The following is a 2,997-nucleotide window of genomic DNA, read 5'->3' on the forward strand; positions in this document are numbered from 1 at the left end:
AGTTATTATAGAATTCCTCAAAATAAAAATGAGGCGATTAGGCTTTCCGGTACAGATTCTGGCGGAGAGTTTAAATCATATTTTATAGATCCTTATAGCGGCGAAATTACTTCGGAAAACATAGGCGATACGTTTATCGGTGTAATGCTAAACCTACATACTAATCTAGGATTTGGGCTAAGCAAAAACGAAACTCTGCGGCTAATAGGCAAAAATATCGTGGCGCTTAGCACGGTTATGTTTATTTTGGTCTTAATTTCAGGTGCGGTGATTTATTATCCTAGCTTTAGAGGGAAAAATTTACGTGCATTTAGGATAAATTTTAAAGCTAGAGGTTATGCGTTTTTATATAGCTTGCACGGCGCAGTCGGAGTTTTGCTGTTGCCCGTTTTGCTTACGATAAGCGCTAGCGGGCTTTATTGGTCGTATGATTGGATAGCCAAAATCACCAACAGAGCGCTAGGGGAAAAGGAAATTTTTAGAAAAACGAGTTTTACCGAAGTGCGAGGATTTTCGCTTGAGGATGAAGATAAAATTTTAAATTTGCAGACGGCACTTGATATTTTTAAGCGCGAACGCGGTGAAAACTACGAATTCTTTAATATCATCGCTCAAAAAGATGGAGAAAATTTTATGATCTTTTATTTCGATAAAGGCGAAGAGGGCGAAGAGCATATGAACACGATGAGCGTAAACGTTAAAAAGGGCATCTTGCGGCATGCTCGCTATGATGATGCGAAAAGTACCATGCCGCGCCCGTTTGCTATACATAAAGCCGTTTTGAGCGTGCATTCGGGCTATATCTTCGGCGAGGCGGGTAAGTTATTATTTTGCGTAGCGGCGATTTCAGTGTTATTTTTTATAGTTACGGGATTTTGGATGAGCATAAAAAGAATTTGCAAGAAAAGATAAATCTATAAATTCAAAGCGGAGAGATAGCTTATTCGCGGCGTAAATTTAAAATTTTACTCGAAACGGTATCGCTTCTTTTCAGTTAATAAAATTTTATGTGTAGCGCTTTGAAATACCATGTGCAGAGCCTTTGTGAGCCTTTCGCCGCATCTTGATTTTGTTAAATTTGCTTCGGCGTTTCAATCGCACTTATTTGCCGCTCATAAAATCCCTGATATTTTGCGCGATCATCTTTATCAGCCGCTTGCGGGCCTCTATGCTAGCCCATGCGATGTGAGGCGTGATGATGACGTTGCGGCGATTTTTCACGCGCAGCAGTGGATGATCCGCCCTCATCGGCTCTGTTTGCAGCACGTCAAGCGCCGTGCGTAGGCCTCGTTCGTCCACGGCGCGAGCCAGCGCCTCCTCGTCCACGATGCCGCCGCGGCCGAAATTCATCAAGATCGCCCCCTCTTTCATCTTCGCAAGCTCCGCCTCGCCGATTAATCCCACCGTTTTTTCATTTAGCGGGGCGTGGATCGAGATAATGTCGCATGCCCTCAAAAGCGCGTCCAGGCTCACTCTGGCAAACTCGCCGTTATCGTTCGCGCCACTAGTGGAGTAGTATCTCACGTTCGCGCCGAACGCGGCGGCGATGCGGGCGACCTTTGCACCGATCTGTCCAAGCCCGATGACGCCAAATTCTTTGCCGTAAATTTCGCTGATGGGCGCGTCAATGTGAGTAAAAATTTCGCTCTTGCACCATTTGCCGCTGCTGCCGTAATCCGCGTAGTATCCGAGCGCGTTGGTTAGCGCAAACAGTGACGTGAAGGTCTGCTGCACGACGCTGTTCGTCGAATAGCCCGCTACGTTTTTCACCGCGATGCCGCGAGCCTGCGCGGCCTGCATGTCGATGTTATTCGTGCCCGTGGCGCTGACGCAGATCAGTTTAAGCGCGGTTTGCGCCATGATTTCATCCGTGATTAGGGCTTTGTTGGTTATGACGATACCCGCGCCCGCTAGGCGCTGCGCAGTTTGCGCGGGCTCGGTCATCTCGTAGCTTTCAAACTCGCCCAAGCTCGCGATCTCGCTAAGATCGGCATCGCTTCCCAGCGTCGCGGCATCCAAACATACGATTTTCATATTTTCCCCTTTGCATTTTAAAATTTAAGCCGCAGCCGCGCGGTTAAATTTAGCCGTTAAATTCCGTCGCACAGTTTTGGAACACGGCGTCTAAACGGCAAATTTTAACCTCACGAAATTTAGCTATTGCGTAAATTTACTCTAGCGAAATTTTACTATTGCAAAATTTACTCTCGCAAAATTTAACTATCGCGAATTCTGTCCTCGCGAAATTTAATGCTTGTAGCGCGCGCGGCGTTAAATTTTAAAATTCTAACTCGCATCAAAATAAGCGGTAAATTTTACTGCCGTTGAAACCTGCGTCTAAATTTGAAATTCTAATTTATGCAGAAGCGAGAGATAAATTTAATCGCCCGCCGCCGTTCGCGTTTAAATTTTAAAATTTAGCTCGCGCAAATCTTACTCCGCGCGGAATTTTAGCTCGCGCAAATTTAACTTGCGCGAAATTTATCCGCGCAGAATTCCAGTCGCGTCGCTACGTTAAATTTTGCCGTAGTCTCCTAGCGTTAAATTTTGCTACCGAGCGACAAATTTGCCGTTGCCTACGAGCGATAAAATTTACCGCCGGCAGAGCCTTGCCGCTAAACTACTCCGCCTTAAAATTTCTCAAATTTTATAAAATTTGCCGTGCCGCTATTTCGCATCCTCGATGTAGTGCCCTACAAATTTTGAGAGATTATTGAGTATCTCGCCGCCCTTGCGGAAGCCCAGCGCGCAGCTTTCATAGGCGAAAAACACCCCCGCTTGGTAGCTCTGGGCGCGCTCGTCTTTGTTTAGCTCGTAAAATTCCTGATATAAAAATTTCTGATTTTCGTATTCTCCGCCGTTTTCCTCTATCTTTTTGCCGTCTGCGTCAAAAATCGCCACGTTCGCTCCCTCGCGCGCCAAAAACGGCTTTTTGATCATCTTTTTGCCGATGATCGGCGAAAAGGAGCTTTGCAGCAGCAGCGGGTGGTTCGGATA

3 protein-coding genes are annotated in these 2,997 nt (G+C 46.2%); 1 reads left to right on the forward strand and 2 read right to left on the reverse strand.

The window, feature by feature from the left end; genetic code table 11:
* Nucleotides 1-912: PepSY-associated TM helix domain-containing protein (locus Q0257_RS02035; RefSeq protein ID WP_298020936.1), on the forward strand; the 912-nt coding region annotated here is incomplete at its 5' end.
* Between the two features lie 189 nt (nucleotides 913-1,101).
* Here Q0257_RS02035 and Q0257_RS02040 read toward each other — a convergent pair.
* Nucleotides 1,102-2,034, reverse strand: a complete 933-nt coding sequence (locus Q0257_RS02040) for a D-2-hydroxyacid dehydrogenase (protein WP_298020938.1) — start codon at nucleotides 2,032-2,034, stop codon at nucleotides 1,102-1,104.
* A gap of 633 nt (nucleotides 2,035-2,667) precedes the next feature.
* Nucleotides 2,668-2,997 (reverse strand): glutathionylspermidine synthase family protein (locus tag Q0257_RS02045; RefSeq protein WP_298020941.1); only part of this gene is annotated, 330 nt, incomplete at its 5' end.

Origin of the sequence: uncultured Campylobacter sp., assembly GCF_938018035.1 — a bacterium.
GTDB lineage: Bacteria > Campylobacterota > Campylobacteria > Campylobacterales > Campylobacteraceae > Campylobacter_B.